The sequence below is a fragment of the Pseudomonas sp. 210_17 TE3656 genome, from assembly GCF_054821965.1.
Genome location: NZ_JBTRBC010000001.1, coordinates 4,400,892 through 4,419,633, shown reverse-complemented (window position 1 = coordinate 4,419,633; position 18,742 = coordinate 4,400,892). Strand labels below are relative to the sequence as shown.

The following is an 18,742-nucleotide window of genomic DNA, read 5'->3' as shown; positions in this document are numbered from 1 at the left end:
CAGGTCAGATCGGTACCAGGTGACCGTCGTCCAGGCGCAGCACACGGTCCATCTGCCGCGCCAGGTTGAGATCGTGGGTGACCACCAGGAAGGCTGTCTGCGACGAGCTGCTCAGCTCCTGCATCAGGTCCTGGATGCCTTGGGCGGTGTGGTGGTCGAGGTTACCGGTCGGCTCATCGAGCATCACCAGCCCCGGCCGGTTGACCAGGGCGCGGGCAATCGCTACTCGCTGGCGCTCACCACCGGACAGCTCGGCCGGTTTGTGACTCAGACGGTGGCCCAGACCGACGCGCTTGAGCAACGCTTCGGCGCGCTCGCGCGCTTCGTGGATGGCGGTGCGGCCAATCAGCAGCGGCATGCACACGTTCTCCAGCGCGGTGAACTCCGGCAGCAGGTGATGGAACTGGTAGACGAAGCCCAGCGCGCGGTTGCGCAGCAGGCCACGGGCACGCTCACCGAGGGCCGACAGCTCTTCACCGGCCAGCCAGACGCTGCCCTCGGTCGGGGTGTCGAGACCGCCCAGCAGGTTGAGCAAGGTACTCTTGCCCGAACCCGAACTGCCGACAATGGCCACCCGCTCACCGGGGTGCAGCTCCAGTTGCAGACCGGACAACACCTGAACCTTCTCCGGGCCTTCCTCGTAGGACTTGCCCAGGTTGCGGCAACTCAGCACTGCTTTATTACTCATGCCCAACTCACTCATAACGTAGCGCCTCCGCAGGCTGGGTGCGTGCCGCACGCCAGGCCGGATACAGGGTGGCGAGGAAACTCAGGACCAATGCCGCACCGCAGACCATCCACACGTCTTCGGCCATGACCTGGGACGGCAGGTAGTCGATGAAGTAGACGTCGGCATTGAGGAACTTGTGTCCGATCAGGCGCTCGAGCCCGGCGATTGCCGCGCTGACATTCAGCGCCGCAGCGATGCCGACCACCCCGCCGATCAAGGTACCGACCACGCCGATCACGGTACCCTGGACCATGAAGATGGCCATGATCTGCCCTGGGGTCGAACCCAGGGTACGCAAGATGGCGATATCGCCCTTCTTGTCGTTGACCACCATCACCAGGGTGGAAATGATGTTGAACGCCGCCACCGCAACGATCAGCAGCAACAGCAGGCCGATCATCGCCTTCTCCATGCGGATCGCCTGGTACAGGTTGCCATGGCTGCGGGTCCAGTCGCGGGCATAGAACTCGCGGTCACCCAGGTTCTGGGCGATATCCCAGGCGGTGCGCGGCGCCTGGAACAGGTCGTCGAACTTCAGGCGCAGGCCCTGGACCTGGTCGGCTTTCCAGCGGTGCAGACGCGACAGGTCCGACAGGTTGGTAAGCCCCAGGTAGCCGTCGATTTCACCGGCGCCGACATGGAAGATGCCGACCACGGTAAAGCGCTTCATGCGCGGGAACATGCCGGCGGGGGTCACGGTGACCTCCGGGGCGACGAAAGTCAGCTTGTCGCCGATACCGACACCCAGCTTGGCCGCCGCCTTGTCACCGATCATGATGCCGAACTCACCCGGCGCCAGGGCGTCGAGCTTACCTTCACGAATGAAGTTGTCGATGATCGAGACCTGCCGCTCCTGGGCCGGGTCGATGCCGTTGAGCAGCACCTTCTGCACCTTGCCGTCATGAGTCAGCAAACCCTGCATCTGGGTAAAGGGTGCCACCGCCACAACCTGCGGGTTCTGCTTTACTTGCTTGGCAAGGGCGGGCCAGTCGCTGATCGGCTGTCCGGTTTCAAGGGTGGCATGGGGCACCATGCCCAATACCCGGGTGCGCATCTCATGATCGAAACCGTTCATGACCGACAACACCACGATCATCACCACCACGCCCAGGGCGAGGCCGATCATCGAGGTCAGGGAAATGAACGAGACGAAGTGGTTGCGACGCTTGGCACGGGTGTAACGCGTGCCGATGAATACGAAGAGAGGTCTGAACATGTCGGGGCTTGTTCGGATGAAAGAGGAACGTCCTTGTGGCGGGGCTTGAATAGCAGCTTTACACTCAGACCACCGCCGCTACCATGGGTTCGCCATGTCGACATTAGATGAAGAAGATCGCCGCGAATACTACCGTATCGACGATAGGATCGCACTGGAAATTAGCCCGCTAAGTGCTACTGAAGCCCTTGGCCCAGACTTGTTGCAAGATGATTCACCACTCTTCAACCTGCTCAGCGAACTGCACCTGAGTGAATTCGAGTCCCAGCACCTGCTGCGCCAGCTCAGTGAAAAGGATCGCACCTTGGCCGCCTTCCTCAAGGCGCAGAACAAACGTATCGACCTGCTCAGCGCTGTGGTTGCGCAGACACTGCTCGGGCAGCTCAGCGCGCCACAGGCGGTAGTGCTGTCCGAAGGCGGTATCGAGTTCAACCAGGCCCAAGCGCTTGCCGCTGGCAGCCGGGTCGCGGTGAAGATGGTATTGATGCCGCAAGCCCTGGGCTTGCTGTTGCGCGCCAGAGTCACCCACTGCGATCAGCAGCCTGACGGCCTGTACGAAATCGGTACCGAGTTCGTCGACATGACCGATGCCCAACGCCAACTGCTGGCCCGCTACATCCTGCAACGACAGGCACAACAACGACGTCAGGCACTGGAACAGAACGCCCCGAGCGCTTCTTGAGTCTCACCCTTTCTTGAAGGAACAAACGTGACCCAGATTTACGGCCACCGTGGCGCCAAGGGCGAAGCCCCCGAAAACACCCTGACCAGCTTCCAGCAGTGTCTCAAGCACGGCGTGCGCCGTTGCGAACTGGACCTGCACCTGTCGGCTGACAACGAACTGATGGTCATTCACGACCCGAGCCTCAAGCGCACCACCGGCCGACGCGGCAAGGTGGTCGAGCACGAAGCGGCGAACCTGGTGACTTACGATGCACGCGAAGGTGGCCCGGGCTGGGTATCGCCCTGCCCCATTCCACGGCTGGAAGAGCTGTTCGAGAAGTGCGACTTCGAGCACTGGCAACTGGAGGTCAAGAGCGCCTCGCGCACCCGTGCGGTGACCACGGTACTGGCCATTCGCGAAATGGCCCAGCAGTACGGCCTGCTCGACAGGATCACCATTACCTCAAGTTCTCGGGAAGTGCTGGGTGCAGCCCTTGAATTGACGCCGGATATTTCTCGCGGACTGGTCGCCGAGTACGCCTGGCTCGACCCGCTGAAGGTCGCCCAGAACTATGACTGCAATTTGCTGGCGTTGAACTGGACACTGTGCACCCCTGAGCGCCTGATCAAGGCCCAGCGCCAGGATTTGCACGTGTCGGTGTGGACAGTCAACGAGCCGGCGCTGATGCGCAGGCTCGCCGACTTCGGCGTAGACAGCCTGATTACAGACTTTCCCGGTTTGGCCAGCGCCACCCTCGAGAATCGCTGAAATCGGTCTCCCCGGCCGGCTCAGGCCACCGGCCGGAGCCGCTCAAAAAAGCCGGTTGAGACCGTCGTAGGCCGCTACCCGATAGGCTTCGGCCATGGTCGGGTAGTTGAAGGTGGTGTTGACGAAGTACTTCAGGGTGTTGCGCTCACCCGGCTGATCCATGATCGCCTGACCGATGTGGACAATCTCCGACGCCTGATAACCGAAGCAGTGCACACCGAGGATTTCCAGGGTCTCGCGGTGGAACAGGATCTTCAGCATGCCTTGCGGCTCACCGGCGATCTGCGCCCGCGCCATGCCTTTGAAGAAGGCCTTGCCGACTTCGTAAGGTACTTTGGCCTGGGTCAGTTCCTGCTCGTTCTTGCCGATCGAGCTGATCTCCGGAATGGTGTAGATGCCGGTCGGCACATCGTTGACGAAGCGCCAGCTGCCATTGTCGACGATGCTGCCAGCGGCCGAGCGACCCTGGTCGTGCGCAGCACTGGCCAGGCTCGGCCAACCGATCACGTCACCGGCACCGTAGATGTTCGGCACGTGGGTGCGGTAGTTCTCATCGACTTCGATCTGGCCACGGCTGTTGACCTTGATGCCGATGTTTTCCAGACCCAGCTTGTCGGTGTTGCCGGTACGGCCGTTGCACCAGAGCAAGGCATCGGCCTTGATCTTCTTGCCCGATTTCAGGTGCAGGATCACACCGTTGTCCAGGCCTTCGACGCGCTCGTACTCTTCGTTGTGGCGAACCGTGATGTTGTTGTTGCTGAAGTGGTAGCTCAACGCCTGGGAGATTTCCGAGTCGAGGAAGCTCAGCAACTGGCCACGGTTGTCCACCAGTTCCACCAGCACACCCAGGCCACTGAAGATCGAAGCGTATTCGCAACCAATGACGCCGGCGCCATACACGATCAGTTTGCGCGGGGTGTGGCCGAGGCTGAGGATGGTGTCGCTATCGTAGATCCGCGGGTGATGGAAATCGATGTCGGCCGGACGGTACGGACGCGAGCCGGTGGCAATGATGATGTGCTTGGCCACCAGCTTTTCGACCACGCCGTTGGCGCAAACCACTTCAATGGTCTGCTCGTCGGCAAAGCTGCCGGTACCGAAGAACACATCGACACGGTTGCGGGCGTAGTAGCCGGTGCGTGAAGCGACCTGCTTGGCGATCACTTTCTCGGCGCTTTTAAGCACGTCGGGGAACGAGAACCAGCGCGGTTCACCAATCGCCCGGAACATCGGATTGGTGTTGAACTGCATGATCTGGCGCACCGAGTGACGCAGGGCCTTGGACGGGATGGTGCCCAGGTGGGTGCAGTTGCCGCCGACCTGGCGACGGCTATCGACCATCGCCACCTTGCGTCCTGCTTTGGCAGCATTCATTGCCGCCCCTTCTCCTGCGGGGCCGGAACCCAGCACCACTACGTCGTAGTTGTAGACAGCCATGCGTACTCCTTCAGAACAGGCCCGGTCGCCACATTGGCGAGCGGGGCTAGATCATGTCGCCAGCGGCGCCATGAAAAAATTCGGGTGCAGTCTAATCAAGCTTGAACGCCGCGCACATTAACCCTTGGTCGCGTCGTAGGCTATTTTTCTCTGCACTACATGTATTCATCGCGGGACAAGCCCGCTCCTAAACTGTGGGAGCGGGCTTGCCCCGCGAAGCTTTTCAATCCTTCGCCGTCACCTGCCCGAACGCCGGGGTGCTACGAGAGACGAAACCGTCAGCAACCCGGGTCACGAACACTGCGGCAATCTCGTGCCGAAGGGCAAACTCCCAGCCCTGCTGCGGCCCGAGGATCAGCAACAGAGTCGAGTAACCGTCTGCCATTAGCGTCGAACGATCAAACGCCGTCACCGCCGCCAGGTCGTGTTTCACCGGCCTGCCCAGACGCGCATCGAAGGTGTGCGAATAGCGCTGGCCATTCTCCTCGAAATAATTGCGATAGTCACCGGAGGTCGATACGCCAAAACCATCCACCGCCAGCACTTGCTGGGCAATCTGGCGATCGTCACGGGGCAACTCCACGGCCACTTTCCAGTGACTGCCGTCAGGTTTTCGCCCCACAGCCTTGAGCTCACCCGTGACTTCGACCAGCAAATCCGCGACGCCCAAGGCTTGCAAGCGCTCAACCAGCAGGTCTACTGCATGCCCGGCTGCGATGCTATTGAAGTCCACCTCCACCGGCGCATCCTTGCACAGCTGCTCACCCACCATGCGCAAATGCCCATGCCCGACACGCTCGCGAGCAGCGGCCAGCGCCTGTGCGTCAGGTATTTTTTCCATTCGCGACTGCGGTCCGAAGCCCCAGAGATCGAGCAACGGTTCCACGGTCAGGTCAAACGCCCCATCACTCTGTTGCGACAGCTGCTCACCAACGCGCACCAGCTCCAACACATCAGCAGGCATGAGCTGACAGCTGTTGGCAGGCAAGCGATTGAACGTCTCGGTCAGCGAATCGCTGCGATAGGTGGAGAAGCGCTTGTCGACGCCCTCAAGGATAGCTTCCACCTCACGCTTGACCTGCTCCGGCGTCGGCCCCTGCGGCGTGCGTACATACTGCACGGTGTAACTGCTGCCCATGGTCGGCCCGCTGATACGCTCAAGCGTGTCGCCTTGTCCACAGCCCAGCAGACTCACCAGCACACCCACCAGTAACACGTTCCGCATCCGTCCTCCTGGAAATTCAGGCAAAAAAAACGGGAACCCTGAGGTTCCCGTCTTTCACAACCAAGCCAAGCTTAGCGTGGGAAAGCTGGCGGGTTTACACCGGCCATGTCTTCCATCACGCGCACAACCTGGCAGCTGTAACCGAATTCGTTGTCGTACCAGACGTACAGGACAACACGGTTATCGTTGCAGATGGTGGCTTCGGCATCGACCACACCGGCGTGGCGGGAACCGACGAAGTCGGTGGATACCACTTCCTGGGAGCTGACGTAATCGATCTGCTTGTGCAGATCCGAGTGCATGGCCATCTGGCGCAGGTACTCGTTGATTTCCTCGCGGTTGGTGGCCTTTTCCAGGTTCAGGTTGAGGATGGCCATCGACACGTTCGGCGTAGGAACACGAATCGCGTTACCGGTCAGCTTGCCCTTGAGCACTGGCAGCGCCTTGGCGGCTGCGGTGGCTGCACCGGTCTCGGTGATAACCATGTTCAGCGGCGCGGCACGGCCACGACGGCTGCCCTTGTGGAAGTTGTCGATCAGGTTCTGGTCGTTGGTGAACGAGTGAACGGTTTCGACGTGGCCGTTGACGATGCCGTACTTGTCATTGACAGCCTTGAGCACCGGCACGATGGCGTTGGTGGTGCACGAGGCGGCCGAGATGATCTTGTCGTCAGCAGTGATATCGCCATGGTTGATACCGTGGACGATATTCTTCAGCGCGCCTTTGCCAGGTGCGGTGAGGATCACGCGGGCAGCGCCCGGGCAGGCCAGGTGCTGGCCCAGGCCGTCGGCGTCACGCCATACACCGGTGTTATCGACGATCAGCGCGTTTTCGATGCCGTACTGGGTGTAGTCGACTTCGCTCGGGCTCTTGGCGTAGATAACCTGGATCAGGTTGCCGTTGGCAGTGATGGTGTTGTTGGCTTCGTCGATGGTGATGGTGCCATCGAACGGGCCGTGAACCGAGTCACGACGCAGCAGGCTGGCACGCTTGACCAGATCGTTCTCGGCGCCTTTGCGCACGACGATGGCGCGCAGACGCAGGCCGTCGCCACCACCGGTTTTTTCGATCAGGATGCGCGCCAGCAGGCGGCCGATACGACCGAAGCCGTACAGCACAACGTCGGTGCCTTTGCGCGCCGAAGCGTTCTGCTGACCAACCACGTCAGCCATTTCTTCACGCACGAACTGCTCGGCGCTGCGGCCGTTGCCTTCCTGCTTGAATTTGTTGGCCAGCTTGCCCAGGTCGACCGAAGCGGCGCCCAGTTTCAGCTCGCTCATGGCTTTGAGCAGCGGGAATGTCTCGTGGACAGAGAGTTCGGTTTCGTCGGTTTGGCGATGACGAGCAAAGCGGTGCGCTTTGAGGATCGAGATCACCGAACGGTTGATCAGGCTGCGGCCATAGATCGAACTCACCACATTGTTATTGCGGTAGAGCTGACCGATAAGCGGGATCATCGCTTCTGCAAGTGCTTCACGATCAATCCACTCACCAAGACACTGGTCGGGCTTCTGAGTCACGGGAACCTTCCACATGTAGGGACAGAAAAAAGGGGCTACATTATGACGCCCCGCAGCCCATCGAGCAATGAGCGCCTGTCGCCACTCTGTCACTACATGTATTTAGACTGTGCAAACCTGACAGCACGGGCCTCAGACCGGTACAATTGGCGTCTTTGTCGCAACGCTTGGAGCTCGACCTCCCGTGCCTGTTCTGCGTCTACCGCACCTGCCGGCCACTGCCGGCAAACAAACCTGGGGCAACCTGCCGGGTGCCGCCCTGAGCCTGGCGATTGCCGAGGCTGCCAGCGCCGCCAAGCGCTTTACCCTGCTATTGACCGCCGACAGCCAGAGCGCTGACCGGCTTGAGCAGGAGCTGCGCTTTTTTGCGCCGGAGCTGCCGGTACTGCCTTTCCCAGACTGGGAAACCCTGCCCTACGACCTGTTCTCGCCGCACCAGGACATCATCTCCCAGCGGATCGCCAGCCTGTACCGGCTGCCGGAACTTGATCACGGCATTCTCGTGGTGCCGATCACCACCGCCCTGCACCGCCTGGCACCGACCAGCTTCCTGCTCGGTAGCAGCCTGGTGCTGGACATCGGCCAGAAGCTGGATGTCGAACAGATGCGCACGCGCCTTGAAGCCAGCGGCTACCGCTGTGTCGATACGGTGTATGAGCATGGCGAGTTCGCCGTGCGCGGCGCGCTGATCGACCTGTTCCCGATGGGCAGCAAACTGCCGTACCGCATCGACCTGTTCGATGACGAAATCGAGACCTTGCGCACCTTCGACCCGGAAACCCAGCGCTCGATCGACAAGGTCGAGTCGGTACGGCTGTTGCCCGCCCGCGAGTTTCCGCTGCAGAAAGAGGCGGTGACCCGCTTCAAGGCACGCTTTCGCGAGCGTTTCGACGTCGATTTTCGCCGCTGCCCGATCTTCCAGGACCTGTCCAGCGGCATTACCCCGGCCGGTATCGAGTACTACCTGCCGCTGTTCTTCGAAGACACCTCGACCCTGTTCGACTACCTGCCGCAGGACACCCAGGTGTTTTCCCTGCCAGGCGCCGAACAGGCCGCCGAGCACTTCTGGAGCGATGTGCGCAACCGCTACGAGGAGCGCCGCATCGATCCGTCGCGCCCCCTGCTGCCACCGGCCGAACTGTTCATGCCGGTGGAAGACTGCTTTGCCCGCCTCAAGAGCTGGCCACGCGTGGTCGTCAGCCAGGATGACGTCGACAGCGGCGTCGGCCGCGAGCGCTTCCCGGCCCGGACCTTGCCGAACCTGGCCATCGAAGCCAAAGCCAACCAGCCACTGGCAGCACTGTCGGGCTTTCTCGACCAGTTTTCTGGTCGCGTGCTGTTCACCGCCGAGTCGGCGGGCCGCCGCGAAGTACTGCTGGAGCTGCTCGAACGCCTGAAGCTGCGCCCGCAAACCGTCGATAGCTGGAACGCCTTCGTCGCGGGCAAAGAGCGCCTGGCGATCACCATCGCGCCGCTGGACGAAGGTCTGCTGCTGGACGACCCGGCCATCGCCCTGATCGCCGAGAGCCCGCTGTTCGGTCAGCGGGTCATGCAGCGCCGACGCCGCGACAAACGCAGCGACGCCAACAACGACGCAGTGATCAAAAACCTTACCGAGCTGCGCGAAGGCGCGCCGGTGGTGCATATCGATCACGGCGTGGGCCGCTACCTGGGTCTGGCAACCCTGGAAATCGACAACCAGGCCGCCGAATTCCTCACCCTCGAATACGCCGAGGGTGCCAAGCTCTACGTGCCAGTGGCCAACCTGCACCTGATCGCTCGCTACACTGGCAGCGACGACGCCCTGGCACCGTTGCACCGGCTGGGCTCCGAAGCCTGGCAAAAAGCCAAGCGCAAGGCCGCCGAACAGGTGCGCGACGTGGCCGCCGAACTGCTCGACATCTATGCCCGTCGCGCGGCGCGAAAAGGTTATGCCTTCGCCGACCCGTCAGTGGACTATGCCACCTTCAGCGCCGGCTTTCCGTTCGAAGAAACTCCGGACCAACAGAGCGCCATCGAAGCGGTGCGCGAAGACATGCTGGCGGCCAAACCGATGGATCGCCTGGTCTGCGGCGACGTCGGCTTTGGCAAGACCGAAGTGGCCATGCGCGCCGCCTTCATTGCCGTGCACGGCGGGCGTCAGGTCGCCATTCTGGTACCGACCACCCTACTCGCCCAGCAGCACTACAACAGCTTCCGCGACCGCTTTGCCGACTGGCCGGTGACCGTCGAAGTGATGAGCCGCTTCAAGTCACCCAAGGAGGTCGCCGCCGCCGTTGCCGATCTGGCCGAAGGCAAGATCGACATCGTCATCGGCACCCACAAGCTGCTGCAGGACGACGTCAAGATCAAGGACCTGGGCCTGGTGATCATCGACGAAGAGCACCGTTTTGGCGTGCGCCAGAAGGAACAGCTCAAGGCCCTGCGCAGCGAGGTGGACATCCTCACCCTGACTGCCACGCCGATCCCGCGCACCCTGAACATGGCCGTGGCCGGCATGCGCGACCTGTCGATCATCGCCACCCCGCCGGCACGCCGCTTGTCGGTACGCACCTTCGTCATGGAGCAGAACAAGAGCACGGTCAAAGAAGCGCTGCTGCGTGAGTTGCTGCGTGGCGGCCAGGTCTATTACCTGCACAACGACGTGAAGAGCATCGAGAAATGCGCCGCTGACCTCGCCGAGCTGGTACCAGAAGCCAGGATCGGTATCGGCCACGGGCAGATGCGCGAGCGCGAACTCGAACAGGTGATGAGCGACTTCTACCACAAGCGCTTCAACGTGCTGATTGCCTCGACCATCATCGAGACCGGCATCGACGTGCCCAGCGCCAACACCATCATCATCGAGCGCGCCGACAAGTTCGGCCTGGCCCAGCTGCATCAACTGCGCGGCCGGGTCGGGCGTAGCCACCACCAGGCCTACGCCTACCTGCTTACGCCGCCGCGCCAGCAGATCACCCCGGACGCCGAAAAGCGTCTGGAGGCCATCGCCAACACCCAGGACCTGGGCGCCGGTTTCGTCCTGGCCACCAACGATCTGGAGATCCGCGGTGCCGGTGAACTGCTCGGTGAAGGCCAAAGCGGCCAGATTCAGGCGGTCGGTTTCACCCTGTACATGGAAATGCTCGAGCGTGCGGTCAAGGCCATCCGCAAGGGCACCCAGCCGAACCTCGATCAGCCGCTGGGTGGCGGCCCGGAAATCAACCTGCGCCTACCGGCGCTGATTCCCGAGGACTACCTGCCTGACGTCCACGCCCGCCTGATCCTGTACAAGCGCATCGCCTCAGCGGTGGACGAAGACGGCCTCAAAGACCTGCAGGTCGAAATGATCGACCGCTTTGGCCTGCTGCCCGAGCCGACCAAGAACCTGGTGCGCCTGACTCTGCTCAAGCTGCAGGCGGAAAAACTCGGCATCAAGAAAGTCGATGCCGGCCCCAACGGCGGCAAGATCGAGTTCGAAGCCGAGACCCCGGTCGACCCACTGGCATTGATCAAGCTGATCCAGGGCCAGCCCAAGCGCTACAAGTTCGAAGGCGCCACCCAGTTCAAATTCATGGTGCCAATGGAACGCCCGGAAGAACGTTTCAACAACCTCGAAGCGCTGTTCGAGCGCCTGACCCCACAATCTGCGTGAAGGAAGATCCATGCGTGCCATTCGCTGCCTGACCCTGCTGCTGGCGTTGTTTACTCCAGCCGCTTTCGCTGAAGGCGTTTATCAGGTCGAAATGATCCTGGTACGGCAGAACGCCGTCCCGGCAATCACCAGCCAGTCCGCCCCGGAAGACTGGAGCAACGGCGCCCAGGCCATTGCCGAAGGCGACCTGCGCCAACCGGCCATGACCGACGAAGCGGCCAAGCTGAGCGCTGACAACCAGTACACCGTGCTGCTGCACAAGGCCTGGAAACAGGACGCCGGCACTGTCGCCATCAATGACGGCAAAAAGCAGTTCGGACACTTCCCGATCGAGGGCAACCTGAACCTCAACGAAGAGCGCTTCATCAGCGTCGAGGCCAGCCTCTGGGTCAACCAGTTCGACGGCAATGGCACGGTGATCCAGAGCGAACAGCTCAAGCAGAGCAACAGCACGGTAAAAAATGGAGAACTGACCTTCCTTGACGGCGGCCATCTGGCCGTGCTGCTCAAGGTTACGGCCAACCGGCCAGTCAGCGCCCCCACTGCGCCCGCGGAGTTGATGGAGCAGTAGTCCGATGCCTAACGATGGTCTTGCCCCGACACCTCACCTGATCCTGGGCAGCCACGAGTTCAGCGCCTACGTCCCGCAAACCGGCAGGATGCAGCGTCAGCACCAGCACCGCGCGGCGCTGTCATTCAACTATGACGGTATTCGCGCCAGCGGCAGACAGAGCAAGGAAGTCAGCCGCCTGGACAGCACCACCAGCCAACGCATAAGGCGCCACGCCGAGGCCGAAAGCCAGATCCGCCAGACCCTTCAGCGTCTGGGCTTCAAGGTCGCCACCCGGCAAAGCAAAGCCTTGCCGGAGAGTGCCGGCGATCTGTTGGAGCTGGCTTCCGAAGCCGCCTGGCTGCGCTTCATGCTTAACGACCTGCCCACCCTGCGCGAGCAAGGCTGGGAAATCGAGTTCACCGATGACTTCGCCTTCAACCTTGCCGAAGTTGACGATTGGTACGCGCAAATCGACGAAGCCAGCGGCCGCGACTGGTTCGATCTGGAGCTGGGCATCGAGGTCAACGGCCAGCGCCTGAGCCTGCTGCCGATCCTGCTCAACGTGCTGCGTAGCCATCCGGAACTGCTCAACCCGGCGCAATTGCACAAGCGCCGCGATGATGAGCAACTGCTGGTACAGATTCCCGCCCCCGCCGGCGAAGCACGACGCAACCTGCAAGTAGCGCTACCCTACGGTCGCCTCAAGCCGGTGCTGGCAACCCTCGGCGACTTCTACCTGCGTGACACCGGTGACACCAGTGTGCGCGTGCCAACGCTGGACGCCACGCGCCTCAATGCCCTGGAGGAGCTGCCGCTGAGTTGGCAAGGCGGCGAGCAGGTACGTGGCCTGGGCGAACGCCTGCGCGACATCCGCCTGCAGCCGACAGAGGTCCCGACGGGCTTGAACGCGACACTGCGCGCCTATCAGCTTGAAGGCCTGAGCTGGATGCAGGCCCTGCGCGAGCTGGAAGTCGGCGGCATCCTCGCCGATGACATGGGCCTGGGCAAAACCCTTCAGACCCTGGCCCACCTGCTCACGGAAAAGAACGCCGGACGCCTGACCCGTCCCGCCATGGTGGTGATGCCCACCAGCCTGATCCCCAACTGGCAGGACGAGGCAGCACGTTTCGCCCCTGACCTGCGGGTTCTGGCGCTGCAGGGCATCGGTCGGCGCAAGCATTTTGACAAGCTGCAGGACTACGACCTGCTGCTGACCACCTATGCCCTGCTGCCCAAGGACCTGGAGCACTTCAAGGGCCTGATGCTGCATGCACTGATCCTCGACGAGGCGCAGTACATCAAAAGCCCAAACAGCAAAGCCGCCCAGGCCGCACGCCAGCTCGAAGCACGCCAACGCCTGTGTCTGAGCGGCACGCCGCTGGAGAATCACTTGGGCGAACTGTGGTCACTGTTTCACTTCCTGCTGCCCGGCTGGCTGGGAGACGCCAAGGCGTTCAATCGCGACTACCGGGTACCGATCGAGCGCCAGGGCAACGATGAGCGTCTGCAGCACCTCAACGCGCGGATCAAGCCGTTCCTGCTGCGGCGCACCAAGGAACAGGTTGCCACCGAACTGCCGGCCAAGACCGAGATGATTCACTGGGTCGAGCTCAGCGATGCGCAGCGCGATGTCTACGAGACCATGCGCCTGGCCATGGACCAGAAAGTGCGCGCGGAGATCACCCGCAAAGGCGTAGCCCGCAGCCAGATCATCATCCTTGAAGCCTTGCTCAAGCTGCGCCAGGTCTGCTGCGATCTGCGCCTGGTCAACAGCCAGGCGCCAACCACCCGCGGCGCTCACTCGGGCAAGCTGGCAAGCTTGATGGAAATGCTTGAGGAACTGCTCGCCGAAGGGCGACGCGTGCTGCTGTTCTCACAGTTCACCAGCATGTTGCGGCTGATCGAGGCAGAACTGCAGCAACGCGCCATCGCCTACGCCCTGCTGACGGGCGAGACCCGCGATCGCCGGGCACCGGTACAGGACTTCCAGAGCGGGCGTCTGCAAATTTTCCTCATCAGCCTCAAAGCTGGTGGCGTGGGCCTGAACCTCACCGCTGCCGATACCGTGATCCATTACGACCCGTGGTGGAACCCGGCAGCGGAAAACCAGGCCACCGACCGCGCTTATCGTATCGGCCAGGAAAAGCCGGTCTTCGTCTACAAGCTGATTACCCGAGGCACGGTGGAAGAGAAGATCCAGCAACTGCAGCTGGAGAAATCGGCGTTGGCGGCGGGGGTGCTGGATGGGCGTCAGGCGGGGGATTGGCGTTTGGCAGCCGAGGATATCGATGCGTTGTTTGCGCCATTGCCGGGCAAACGCAAAGCGTCGAAAACCAGTTGAGTTCATCGCTGGCAACGCCAGCTCCCACGGGGTGTTGGTATCCATGCGGGAGCCGGCATTGCCGGCGATTGGCTATTGGTATCAATCGACCAGTTGAGCCTCTTTGAGCGCCCCAAGCGCCTCCAGCCAACGCGGCTGCTGGCGATAATCGGTACGCGCAAAGCCCTGCCCGCGCATCTGCGCGATACGTGGCGAAGGCTTGACCTTCAGGCGTTGCGCCGCTGTCAGCGCCAGCTCGGCGGCAGCCCGGTCGTTACACACCAGGCCCATATCACACCCAGCGCTCAACGCCGCCTCGATTCGACTGGCCGCATCACCCACCACATGTGCGCCGGCCATCGACAGGTCATCACTGAAGATCACCCCGTCAAAGCCCAGCTCACCGCGCAGGATGTCCTGCAACCAGCGGCGCGAGAAGCCTGCCGGCTGGTTGTCGACCTGCGGATAGATCACATGCGCCGGCATCACCGCCGCCAGCTGGCCACTGAGCCGCGCGAAAGGCACCAGATCGACGGCGCGAATCTGTCCCAGACTACGCTCGTCAGTCGGGATGGCGACGTGGGAATCAGCTTCAGCCCAGCCATGACCCGGGAAGTGCTTGCCGCATGCAGCCATGCCTGCGGCGTTCATACCGCGAATAAAGGCACCGGCCAGGACGGTGGCACGCTGCGGATCACCTTCGAACGCGCGGCTACCGACCACGGCGCTGCGCTGGTGATCGAGGTCCAGCACCGGCGCGAAACTCAGGTCCAGACCAACCGCCAGCACTTCCGTAGCCATCAGCCAGCCGCACTGCTCGGCCAGGTATTCGGCATTGTCGTTGTCGGCAATCGCGCGCATCGCCGGCAAGCGTACAAAGCCCTGGCGCAGGCGCTGCACCCGGCCACCTTCCTGGTCGACCGCCAGAATCAGGTCCGGGCGGATGGCGCGAATCGAAGCGGTCAGTTCACGCACCTGACGTGGGCTTTCGATGTTGCGGGCAAAGATGATCAGGCCGGCCACTTCGGGCTGGCGCAACAGCTGGCGATCTTCGGCGGTCAGCCAGGTACCGGCGATGTCCACCATCAAGGAGCCTTGCAGGCTGGCACTCATAATTGATCCTTCAGTTCAGGGGCGCACGGGCCCATTCGGGGCACGCGGCTTCTTCGATTCGCACCGGGCAATGCACTGGCACCTGATCGAACAGGCGCAGCAGGTCGGCATTGCGCAGGCGCACACAGCCATGGGACAACGGCACGCCCATTGGTTCGCAATCAGGCGTGCCATGCAGATAAATGTAGCGACGGAAAGTGTCGACCGGGCCCAGGCGATTGAATCCCGGCTGGCAACCGCTGAGCCAGAGGATACGACTGAGAATCCAGTCACGTTCGGGATACTGCGCATGCAGGGCCGGCGTCCAGGTTTCGCCGGTCCAGCGCCGCCCGCGCAGAACCGCTCCTTGCGGCAGTCCGGCGCCGATTTTTGCGCGGACCTGATGCAGGCCACGGGGCGTGCAACCGGAGCCATTGCGCTCGCCGGCACCCTTCAATGCCGTGGACACAGGCAGACGCAGACGCAACTGCCCCTGGGTAAACCCATAGAGGCATTGATCGGCAAGGGAGATGTGCAGTAAATCGAGACTGGGCATGGGCGCTAGCTTAGCCGATGCGGCTCGCCGCGCCCAGCCATGGCATCAGGCCTTGGCGGTGACCGTGGTGCTTGAGGATTTGCTGCGCGGACGCAGCTGCGCGGCGGCCATGGCTTCGTCAGTGACACCACTGTCGGCGCGCATACCGGCGGCGAGAAACGGCACCATCAGGCGCATGACCTGTTCGATCGAGGTGTTGACGCCGAAATCGGTTTCGGAGATGGCACGCAGTGCCTTGATCCCGGACATGCTGAATGCTGCAGCACCGAGCATGAAGTGCACACGCCAGAACAGCTCGATGGGCGGAATACGCGGTGCGGCCTCGTTGACCAGCAGCATGTAGCGACGGAACACCTTGCCGTACATGTCCTCCAGATAACGCCGCAAGTGCCCCTGGCTCTGGCTGAAGGCCAGGCCCAGCAGGCGCATGAAAATCGACAGGTCGTTGCCACTGCGCGGCTGTACCACCAGCGCCTGCTCGACCAGCATTTCCAGCAGTTCTTCAAGGCTTGGCTTGTGCTCAGGACGGGCCTGACGACGCTCCAGCTCGCGCTCGAGGCTGGTGCAGAAAGGACCAAGGAAACGCGAGAAGACCGCCTGGATCAGGGCCTTCTTGGAACCGAAATGGTAATTCACCGCCGCCAGATTGACGCCGGCCTTGCTGGTGATCAGCCGTAATGAGGTTTCGGCAAAACCTTTTTCCGCGAACAACTGCTCGGCAGCATCGAGAATGCGTTCAACGGTTTCCGACTGGGCCATGACTACTCCGCCTGACAAACACTTGTTTGAAACATACGTTTCAAAGCGGTGATTTGTCAAGTCCGCGAGGCCGTTTTGTGCCTACCCGGTCACGTATTAAATCACAGCTGCAGGCCGCAAGCTGCAAGGACATCTGCCCCTGCCCCGGGTTTTCTTGCAGCCTGATGCTTGCAGCCTGCCACCTACTGTATATAATCCCAGTCACTGTATAAAAAGACAGAGCGATCGACATGCTAAAACTGACGCCACGCCAAGCTGAGATTCTGGCTTTTATCAAGCGCTGCCTGGAAGACAACGGCTTCCCGCCCACCCGCGCGGAAATCGCCCAGGAGCTGGGTTTCAAGTCTCCGAATGCCGCCGAGGAACACCTCAAGGCCCTGGCCCGTAAGGGCGCAATCGAGATGACTCCGGGCGCCTCGCGCGGCATCCGCATCCCCGGCCTTGAAGCCAAGGCCGAAGACAGCGGCTTGCCAATCATCGGCCGTGTCGCCGCCGGCGCACCGATTCTTGCCCAGCAGCACATCGAGGAATCCTGCAACATCAACCCGGCCTTCTTCCACCCCCGTGCCGACTACCTGTTGCGCGTCCACGGCATGAGCATGAAGGATGTCGGCATCGTCGATGGCGACCTGCTCGCCGTACATACCTGCCGCGAAGCCCGCAATGGCCAGATCGTGGTCGCCCGCCTGGGTGACGAGGTAACGGTCAAGCGCTTCAAGCGCGAAGGCAGCAAAGTCTGGCTGATTGCTGAAAACCCCGAATTCGCCCCTATCGAAGTCAACCTGAAAGACCAGGAGCTGGTGATCGAGGGCTTGAGTGTCGGCGTCATTCGCCGGTAAAGGAGGCATCATGCAGTTCCCCCCAGCGTCACAGAACGTACCGCAGCAAGCACAACTGCCCCTGTTCGAAGCATTCCTGGCCCAGCCAGTGCTGCCCGGACTGAAAGCCGCCAAGCCTGCGCCGCACCCTGGCGCAGCTCAGGTTTTCAGCGAGCTGTCTTTCCGTGGTGCGCTGGGCAACTGCCAGAGCCTGCTGGCCCCCATGTTGCGCGAACTGAGCGAGCTGAGCGAAGAGCAGGACGAACGCTGGCTGACCCTGATCGCCCCGCCGGCCAGCCTGACCCAGGCATGGCTACGCGAAGCTGGCCTGAACCGCGAGCGCATTCTGCTACTGCAACCACGCGGCAACCAGAGCGCCCTGCAACTAGCCTGTGAAGCCTTGCGCCTGGGCCGTAGCCATACCGTGGTCAGCTGGCTGAGCACGGTCAGCAGCAGCGCCCGCCAGCAACTGAGCAACGCCGCACGTGCCGGAGACGCACAAAGCCTGAACATCCGCCTCGGCTGATACTCAGGATACGCAGGGGTTGGTTTCGCCAGGCTTCCTCAGGACGAGGAAGCCCTGTATGGCGATCAATGCAGAACGCGCGGCCCGTCGTCTCGCTCGACTTCGCCTTCCACCAGCTTGCCGGCCATCTGCACGCCAACACTGAGCATGGCCTTGGCCACTTCCACGTGCTGACCTTGCAGGAAAGCCTTGGCGTCCTCGGAGAAATCCAGGGTTACCAGGGAGCCTTCGTCCTCGGCACGGCGCAACTCGATCCGGCCATCAGGCAACTCGACAATTTCTAGAAAGGACGTTGGCATAAGGGGCTGTTCTCCACGAAAGGCCGGTATTGTACCAGCGAGCGCCCCAATCAGCACTCACTCAAGCCCTCGCGAAAACGAACGGTCAGGCCCTTGAGATTCTGCCGCCAGCTCTCCAGCTCTTCCCGCGAAAGTGGCGCTACCTCAGGCTCATCAAGGCTCACGGCCTGAATCAACGGTTGGGTGACGTCAGTTTTCGGCGTTTTTTTCGCGACCGGCGGTCGGAACAAATCGGCATAAGCGCTTAACAGTTGCGCCAACCAGGTTTCCCGCTGCTCAGCCAGTTCGACCAGCTCGGCCATCTCAGGAATCGCCACCGCCTCCAGCACCTCACGAGCCAGCAGTAGCTCTGCACGTGGCGCACCGGCCTGCGGCAAGCGGTAAAAACCGGCAATCTCGTGACACAAGCCCAGCAGTGCTCCGTACAGGTGAAACAGCGCCGATTCACGCTCAGCCTGAATCAAGGCCTGGGCATTCATGGCCCGGCTTTCCTGTGCCCTGCCCATGGCTTCGAGGGCCAGGCCTGCAAAGTAAATCTTCTGATTGGTGCGGGTGTAGAGTTCCTGGGCCATCTGGGTGCCCTCCGAAAGGCTGCAAGGCGATCTGTCAATTTACACTACTCAAA

General features: G+C 61.9%; 17 protein-coding genes. 7 read left to right on the top strand and 10 right to left on the bottom strand.

The genetic code is table 11. The annotated features are described in order from the left end of the window. Positions 1–4: 4 nt before the first annotated feature. Entirely contained in the window at positions 5–688 is a 684-nt protein-coding gene (lolD, locus tag ACVI9W_RS20695; protein ID WP_461531011.1) for a lipoprotein-releasing ABC transporter ATP-binding protein LolD, read from the bottom strand. Between the two features lie 7 nt (positions 689–695). Continuing rightward, positions 696–1,946, bottom strand: coding sequence for a lipoprotein-releasing ABC transporter permease subunit (locus ACVI9W_RS20690; RefSeq protein WP_461531010.1), 1,251 nt, complete (start codon positions 1,944–1,946; stop codon positions 696–698). 94 nt (positions 1,947–2,040) lie between these two features. Here ACVI9W_RS20690 and ACVI9W_RS20685 point away from each other — a divergent pair, with 94 nt between their 5' ends. Beyond that, positions 2,041–2,628 carry a PilZ domain-containing protein gene (locus ACVI9W_RS20685; RefSeq protein WP_157191849.1) on the top strand — a complete coding sequence of 196 codons (588 nt, stop codon included), beginning with the start codon at positions 2,041–2,043 and terminating at the stop codon, positions 2,626–2,628. Positions 2,629–2,655: 27 nt separating this feature from the next. Then, complete coding sequence (locus ACVI9W_RS20680; RefSeq protein WP_461531009.1) at positions 2,656–3,378, top strand: glycerophosphodiester phosphodiesterase; 723 nt, start codon at positions 2,656–2,658, stop codon at positions 3,376–3,378. Positions 3,379–3,420: 42 nt separating this feature from the next. Here the strand turns inward: ACVI9W_RS20680 and sthA are convergent, their stop codons facing one another. The 3 genes from sthA to ACVI9W_RS20665 form a co-directional block, all read right to left on the bottom strand. Further along, positions 3,421–4,815, bottom strand: a complete 1,395-nt coding sequence (sthA, locus tag ACVI9W_RS20675) for a Si-specific NAD(P)(+) transhydrogenase (protein WP_038608908.1) — start codon at positions 4,813–4,815, stop codon at positions 3,421–3,423. A 223-nt stretch (positions 4,816–5,038) separates the two neighbouring features. Beyond that, a complete protein-coding gene (locus ACVI9W_RS20670; RefSeq protein WP_461531008.1) occupies positions 5,039–6,040 on the bottom strand; it encodes an FAD:protein FMN transferase in 1,002 nt (333 codons plus the stop codon). Positions 6,041–6,111: 71 nt separating this feature from the next. After that, complete coding sequence (locus ACVI9W_RS20665; protein ID WP_157191847.1) at positions 6,112–7,575, bottom strand: glyceraldehyde-3-phosphate dehydrogenase; 1,464 nt, start codon at positions 7,573–7,575, stop codon at positions 6,112–6,114. Between the two features lie 169 nt (positions 7,576–7,744). Between ACVI9W_RS20665 and mfd the strand changes: the two genes are divergently transcribed. Genes mfd through ACVI9W_RS20650 form a run of 3 tightly spaced genes read left to right on the top strand, consistent with a single transcriptional unit; the run spans position 7,745 to position 14,088 of the window. Next, on the top strand, positions 7,745–11,194 hold the full coding sequence (mfd, locus tag ACVI9W_RS20660) for a transcription-repair coupling factor (RefSeq protein WP_461531007.1): 3,450 nt from the start codon (positions 7,745–7,747) through the stop codon (positions 11,192–11,194). A gap of 10 nt (positions 11,195–11,204) precedes the next feature. Continuing rightward, on the top strand, positions 11,205–11,765 hold the full coding sequence (locus ACVI9W_RS20655) for a CsiV family protein (RefSeq protein ID WP_461531006.1): 561 nt from the start codon (positions 11,205–11,207) through the stop codon (positions 11,763–11,765). A gap of 4 nt (positions 11,766–11,769) precedes the next feature. Further along, on the top strand, positions 11,770–14,088 hold the full coding sequence (locus ACVI9W_RS20650; protein WP_461531005.1) for a DEAD/DEAH box helicase: 2,319 nt from the start codon (positions 11,770–11,772) through the stop codon (positions 14,086–14,088). An 81-nt stretch (positions 14,089–14,169) separates the two neighbouring features. Here ACVI9W_RS20650 and nagZ read toward each other — a convergent pair whose 3' ends face one another. The 3 genes from nagZ to ACVI9W_RS20635 are packed head-to-tail and all read right to left on the bottom strand — an operon-like array spanning position 14,170 to position 16,474. Then, positions 14,170–15,168: a beta-N-acetylhexosaminidase gene (nagZ, locus tag ACVI9W_RS20645; protein ID WP_461531851.1), complete on the bottom strand. Its 999-nt coding sequence runs from the start codon at positions 15,166–15,168 to the stop codon at positions 14,170–14,172. Positions 15,169–15,190: 22 nt separating this feature from the next. Next, positions 15,191–15,715: a L,D-transpeptidase family protein gene (locus tag ACVI9W_RS20640; RefSeq protein ID WP_422415380.1), complete on the bottom strand. Its 525-nt coding sequence runs from the start codon at positions 15,713–15,715 to the stop codon at positions 15,191–15,193. Between the two features lie 45 nt (positions 15,716–15,760). Further along, positions 15,761–16,474 (bottom strand): TetR/AcrR family transcriptional regulator, encoded by a 714-nt coding sequence (locus ACVI9W_RS20635; RefSeq protein WP_157191841.1) that lies wholly within the window; start codon positions 16,472–16,474, stop codon positions 15,761–15,763. Positions 16,475–16,704: 230 nt separating this feature from the next. Here ACVI9W_RS20635 and lexA point away from each other — a divergent pair, with 230 nt between their 5' ends. Then, on the top strand, positions 16,705–17,313 hold the full coding sequence (gene lexA, locus ACVI9W_RS20630) for a transcriptional repressor LexA (protein ID WP_038608892.1): 609 nt from the start codon (positions 16,705–16,707) through the stop codon (positions 17,311–17,313). Between the two features lie 10 nt (positions 17,314–17,323). After that, the gene (gene sulA / locus ACVI9W_RS20625; RefSeq protein WP_038608891.1) at positions 17,324–17,818 is read left to right on the top strand and encodes an SOS-induced cell division inhibitor SulA; all 495 of its coding nucleotides are present in this window, start codon (positions 17,324–17,326) and stop codon (positions 17,816–17,818) included. A 65-nt stretch (positions 17,819–17,883) separates the two neighbouring features. On the opposite strand, the gene ACVI9W_RS20620 is transcribed toward sulA, so the two are convergent. Together ACVI9W_RS20620 and ACVI9W_RS20615 are read right to left on the bottom strand one after the other, a co-directional pair. Next, positions 17,884–18,117 (bottom strand): hypothetical protein, encoded by a 234-nt coding sequence (locus ACVI9W_RS20620; RefSeq protein WP_038608889.1) that lies wholly within the window; start codon positions 18,115–18,117, stop codon positions 17,884–17,886. A gap of 50 nt (positions 18,118–18,167) precedes the next feature. Then, positions 18,168–18,689: a DUF6586 family protein gene (locus ACVI9W_RS20615; RefSeq protein ID WP_461531004.1), complete on the bottom strand. Its 522-nt coding sequence runs from the start codon at positions 18,687–18,689 to the stop codon at positions 18,168–18,170. Between the last annotated feature and the right edge of the window lie 53 nt (positions 18,690–18,742).

Excerpts from the sequence above, each read along its gene's own strand:
- lolD (WP_461531011.1), bottom strand. The coding sequence starts at position 688 with ATGAGTAATAAAGCAGTGCTGAGTTGCCGCAACCTGGGCAAGTCCTAC.
- ACVI9W_RS20690 (WP_461531010.1), bottom strand. The coding sequence starts at position 1,946 with ATGTTCAGACCTCTCTTCGTATTCATCGGCACGCGTTACACCCGTGCC.
- ACVI9W_RS20685 (WP_157191849.1), top strand. The coding sequence starts at position 2,041 with ATGTCGACATTAGATGAAGAAGATCGCCGCGAATACTACCGTATCGAC.
- sthA (WP_038608908.1), bottom strand. The coding sequence starts at position 4,815 with ATGGCTGTCTACAACTACGACGTAGTGGTGCTGGGTTCCGGCCCCGCA.
- ACVI9W_RS20670 (WP_461531008.1), bottom strand. The coding sequence starts at position 6,040 with ATGCGGAACGTGTTACTGGTGGGTGTGCTGGTGAGTCTGCTGGGCTGT.
- ACVI9W_RS20665 (WP_157191847.1), bottom strand. The coding sequence starts at position 7,575 with ATGTGGAAGGTTCCCGTGACTCAGAAGCCCGACCAGTGTCTTGGTGAG.
- ACVI9W_RS20655 (WP_461531006.1), top strand. The coding sequence starts at position 11,205 with ATGCGTGCCATTCGCTGCCTGACCCTGCTGCTGGCGTTGTTTACTCCA.
- ACVI9W_RS20650 (WP_461531005.1), top strand. The coding sequence starts at position 11,770 with ATGCCTAACGATGGTCTTGCCCCGACACCTCACCTGATCCTGGGCAGC.
- ACVI9W_RS20640 (WP_422415380.1), bottom strand. The coding sequence starts at position 15,715 with ATGCCCAGTCTCGATTTACTGCACATCTCCCTTGCCGATCAATGCCTC.
- ACVI9W_RS20635 (WP_157191841.1), bottom strand. The coding sequence starts at position 16,474 with ATGGCCCAGTCGGAAACCGTTGAACGCATTCTCGATGCTGCCGAGCAG.
- lexA (WP_038608892.1), top strand. The coding sequence starts at position 16,705 with ATGCTAAAACTGACGCCACGCCAAGCTGAGATTCTGGCTTTTATCAAG.
- sulA (WP_038608891.1), top strand. The coding sequence starts at position 17,324 with ATGCAGTTCCCCCCAGCGTCACAGAACGTACCGCAGCAAGCACAACTG.
- ACVI9W_RS20620 (WP_038608889.1), bottom strand. The coding sequence starts at position 18,117 with ATGCCAACGTCCTTTCTAGAAATTGTCGAGTTGCCTGATGGCCGGATC.
- ACVI9W_RS20615 (WP_461531004.1), bottom strand. The coding sequence starts at position 18,689 with ATGGCCCAGGAACTCTACACCCGCACCAATCAGAAGATTTACTTTGCA.